This is a genomic window from Microcystis sp. M53603_WE2 (assembly GCF_030065435.1).
Window position 1 is genome coordinate 1 of the sequence record NZ_JASJFF010000664.1, and the last position, 2884, is coordinate 2884.

3 protein-coding genes are annotated in these 2884 nt (G+C 40.5%); all 3 read left to right on the forward strand.

Annotated elements, in window-relative coordinates; translation table 11 throughout:
• A partial coding sequence (locus PX481_RS14420) for an ABC transporter ATP-binding protein (protein WP_288094812.1) occupies nt 1–580 on the forward strand: 580 nt, incomplete at its 5' end.
• Nucleotides 581–1077: 497 nt separating this feature from the next.
• Nucleotides 1078–1881 (forward strand): ABC transporter permease, encoded by an 804-nt coding sequence (locus PX481_RS14425; RefSeq protein WP_288094813.1) that lies wholly within the window; start codon nt 1078–1080, stop codon nt 1879–1881.
• On the forward strand, nt 1882–2637 hold the full coding sequence (locus tag PX481_RS14430) for an ABC transporter ATP-binding protein (RefSeq protein ID WP_002758792.1): 756 nt from the start codon (nt 1882–1884) through the stop codon (nt 2635–2637).
• Nucleotides 2638–2884: the final 247 nt, after the last annotated feature.

Below are 2884 nucleotides of genomic sequence, written 5' to 3' on the forward strand. Positions count from 1 at the left end.
ATTTCACGGCCGGATGCACCATATCCCCAATCCCCAGAGACAGGAATTAATCGATCGCTATTTAGATTATGTCAGTTTAAGCGATCGAAAATCTGCCCTGGCCAAAACTCTTTCCGGAGGGATGAAACGACGTTTACAGATTGCTCGCGCCCTTCTTCACGAACCAAAAATCCTCTTTCTCGATGAACCAACAGTCGGTTTAGACCCCCAAAATCGTCGTCGTTTGTGGGAAGTAATTCGCGATTTAAACCGGCAAGGAATGACAATTTTGTTAACCACTCACTACATGGAAGAAGTGGAATTTCTCTGTCAGGATAACGGCACAGGAAAAACGGGCAGAATTGGCATTATGGACGCGGGCAAATTAATCGAATTAGGAACTCTCACGGATTTTCGCGCTAAGTATGGCGAGGGATTAGTTATCAAACAAGTTGGCGATAAAATCGATTATAAATTCTTCCCCACTGTGGCTGATGCTAACTCCTATCTGGACAGTTTGAGCAATAAAACTGGAGTAATGTGTCGCCCTTCCAATCTCGAAGATATCTTTGTGGAACTGACGGGACATCAATTAGATTAGATTCTTGTTTTGGCTGTTAGGAAGTTGTTTAGGAAGTTGTTCAGTTATCGGTTTTTAACTCCAGTTTTTCGCAGATTAGCTGTGTTTAAATCGCCATTTCTTGGCTTTCATATGATGTCTATTTTATTGATAAACTTGCTAAGTAGGTAGGTTTTAAAAATTGTCAGATTCCTCCCCTTATCAAGGGGGGAAGGGGGGGATCAAGGAGGGATCAAAGGCAAAATCTATCTTCTATTTAACCAGAACCACTTACTTAGAGTCTAGGTCAATTAGCTGAGGATGTCCCTAAAAACCGAATTCAACCCTAAAAAAAGAGGCTTTTAGTGGTTTTTAAGCTTTTTGAGCCAGATAAATGGCCCAAGAAGGGAACTTTTTCCGGAGAGGGAGAGTCGTCGGGGACTGGATAAAAACTAGAGTCCTCCCTCGATCGATAGACAAAATTGACGGTAATCGTTTAGAATAAAGCACTGAACACTGACGAGATGACAATTATCCCTATGACCGATCTCCAGACAAAAACTAGATGGTCAAAAGCGCGGCGATATTACGAATTGCTTAGTGTTTTAGTGGAACGTAATCTCAAGGGACGCTATCGGGGTTCTTTTCTGGGGGTTTACTGGTCCTTGTTAAATCCCCTGATTATGACTGCACTATACACGGCAATTTTCGGCACGGTTTTCGCCTCTTATTTTGATAATTCTATAGTTAACTATGTCCTAGCGGCTTTCACTGGTTTAGTAGTAATAAATTTTTTTAATGCTTCCACTAACCAAGCTTTACCTAGTATCGTCGGTAATGGCAGTATTCTAAATAAAATTCGTCTGCCGGTTAGCATCTTTCCCGTTTCTATGGTAGTGGCAAATATTTTTCAATTTGCTATTAGTATCTTTCCCCTTTTGGCTATAGTAACTCTCTGGAAATCTCAAAGTTTAATTAATGTAATTGCTCTGATTTTTCCTTTGATCGGTCTTTCTCTGGTTTGCACGGGAGTGGGTTTCTTTGTCAGTACCCTCTACGTTTTCTTCAGAGACTTACCCTATTTTTACGAAATTGTTTGTTTTGTCGCTTGGATTAGCAGCCCGATTTTTTATCCCCCGGAAATTATTCCTCCCTCCGTACAACCATTCCTCCTATTAAACCCATTATTGCCAGTAATCGAAAGTATTCGCCAATTGTCCCTTTCCCCCGGATTACCGGATTTTGGTTTGATTTTTCAATCTCTACTCGGTGGGATCATCATCTTAGGAATTGGTTGGACTTGCTTCCGACTCTGGCGACATTTATTTATGGATTTATTATAAATGACAGAAGTAATTCGACTCGATCAAGTGTCTCTCGAAAGACGTACTCAAGAAGAATTCTCCTACGATCTAAAAAGGACAATCTTCTCTATTCTTGAAGGTAAATATCGTCAACCGGCCAAAAAATTAGTTCTAGATGATATAGATTTAGTCATTAATTCTGGAGCAAAATTAGGTATCATTGGAGCTAATGGCGCAGGAAAATCTACTCTCTTAAAAGTTATTTGTGGTATTCTGGAACCGACAAAGGGACAGGTGAGAGTCAGGGGACAAATTGCCTCTCTAATTGAATTAGGAGCGGGTTTTGATCCAGATTTACCAGTAAAAGATAATATTATTCTCTATGGGGTAATGCTGGGATTTTCCCGTCAGGAAATGAAGGAAAAAACCAAAGATATCCTTGACTTTGCTGAGTTAGAAGAATATATGGGAGCGCCGGTGAAATCTCTTTCTTCCGGGATGGTGGCTCGTTTAGGATTTGCGATCGCAACAGAGGTTCACCCCGATATTCTTATTCTTGATGAAGTCCTTTCCGTCGGGGATGAAAGTTTTAAAAATAAGTGTAAACGACGGTTAAAAAAATTCTGGAATTCTAACGCTACTATTTTAGTAGTTTCCCACGATTTGACTTTAATTCAAGAGTCCTGTAACCAAGCAATTTGGCTGAATAAGGGCCAGTTGCAATGTCAGGGTGCATCGGAAGATGTAATCAAGTTTTATTTGGATTCCGTGCATCAAAACGAAGTTAATTTTTAATTAAGTAGGTAATCTTAATTAATTGTTAGATAGTAATAATGTATCTACGTTTTACTTAAGTAGCTGGTTATAATTAAATTAAAAATGGATTTTAGGTTCGATCCCCCCTGCCCCCCTTGATAAGGGGGGTGCCGATCCCCCCTTAATCCCCCCTTAATAAGGGGGGGATCTGAAAGTTTTTAATACCCACCTACTTAGGGGCTGCTGAAAAAGGTTTTCGTGGGGGCAGGGTGTGGGGTGTGGGGTG

What these genes read in the sequence shown, in the direction of transcription:
- PX481_RS14425 (WP_288094813.1), top strand. Translation starts at nt 1,078, where the DNA reads ATGACCGATCTCCAGACAAAAACTAGATGGTCAAAAGCGCGGCGATAT.
- PX481_RS14430 (WP_002758792.1), top strand. Translation starts at nt 1,882, where the DNA reads ATGACAGAAGTAATTCGACTCGATCAAGTGTCTCTCGAAAGACGTACT.